General features: G+C 67.3%; 2 protein-coding genes. One reads left to right on the top strand and one right to left on the bottom strand.

Features of this window, described 5'->3' with window-relative positions; all coding sequences use genetic code 11:
* Nucleotides 1-37 precede the first annotated feature (37 nt).
* Nucleotides 38-991, bottom strand: a complete 954-nt coding sequence (locus CCN35_RS17350; protein WP_086793412.1) for an IS481 family transposase — start codon at nt 989-991, stop codon at nt 38-40.
* Nucleotides 992-1,134: 143 nt separating this feature from the next.
* Between CCN35_RS17350 and CCN35_RS30245 the strand changes: the two genes are divergently transcribed.
* Nucleotides 1,135-1,215: transposase (locus CCN35_RS30245; RefSeq protein ID WP_425444301.1), on the top strand; the 81-nt coding region annotated here is incomplete at its 3' end.

Here is a 1,215-nt window from a genome sequence, read left to right as displayed (position 1 = left end):
CGTTGACCAGGGGAAATCTAAAAGTCCTGCTGGAGTACTAGCTGTATTGCCCTGAGAGGTTAGGGACGCGGCTGGCGGGTGGCTGGCCTTTCAGCGCGGTGTGTCCGCGGTGGTGATTGTAGGTGTGCAGCCAGTCGGGGAAGGCGTCGCGTCGTTGTTGTTCTGACCGGTAGGGGCGGGTGTAGGCCCACTCGTCGAGCAGAGTGCGGTTGAACCGCTCGACCTTGCCGTTCGTCTGCGGCCGGTAGGCGCGCGTGCGCTTGTGCGTGATGCCGGCTGCGGCCAGGGCATCGCGCCACAGACGGGACTTGTAGCAGGAGCCGTTGTCGGTCAAGACGCGCTCCACGGTGATACCGCAGGAGGCGAAGAACGCCTGCGCCCGCCCCCAGAAGGCGACGGCGGTCTCCTTCTTCTCGTCGGTGAGGATCTCGCTGTAAGCCAGGCGGGAGTGGTCGTCGACGGCGGTGTGCACATAGCTGTAGCCGGCACCGGAACGCGTCTTGCGGCCTGCCTGGCGGCCCAGGACCTTGTGGCCGCCGCCGTCGGGGATGTTGCCGAGCTTCTTGATGTCGACATGCACCAGCTCGCCGGGCCTGTCGCGTTCGTAGCGGCGTATGACGCGGCCGGTGGCCCGGTCCAGGTGCGCCAGGCGGGCCAGGCCGTATCGGGTCAGCACCCGGTGCACGGTGGAGGGCACCAGACGGAGCAGACCCGCGATCCGTGCGGGTCCCCAACGGCGCAGCACGCGGACCTTGATGATCCGCCGCTCGGTACGTGTCGGGGTCCGCCGTGGGCAGGCATGCGGGCGGCTGGAGCGGTCGGCCATGCCCGCCTCGCCGTGCTGCCGGTAGCGGTCGGCCCATCGCTTGGCGGTGGTCACGGAGACCTGGAAGCGTTCCGCGGCCCGCCGCAGGGGCCAGTTGTCGTCGACGACGCAGCGGGCCAGGCGCAGTCGTCCAGTCTCAGTCAGGGGTGCATTACGGTGGGGCACGAGGGCCTTTCTGGTCGCCGGTGCAGATCTCGCAATCCACACCGAGCCAGAGGGCCCTCACCCATTTCAAGATCACACGTCAGTGATCGCTGTCACCAACCTCCGTGGACAGAACACCTAGGGCCTGTCTGATAATTGATCTTGTGGTGGGTCGTGGTGAGCTGACGGATGCGGCATGGGAGCGGATAGCGCCTCTGCTGCCGAGGAGTGACGGGCGGGGGCGT

Origin of the sequence: Streptomyces thermovulgaris, assembly GCF_002155915.1 — a bacterium.
Lineage (GTDB): Bacteria > Actinomycetota > Actinomycetes > Streptomycetales > Streptomycetaceae > Streptomyces > Streptomyces thermovulgaris.
This window is presented reverse-complemented; position numbering and strand designations above follow the sequence as displayed.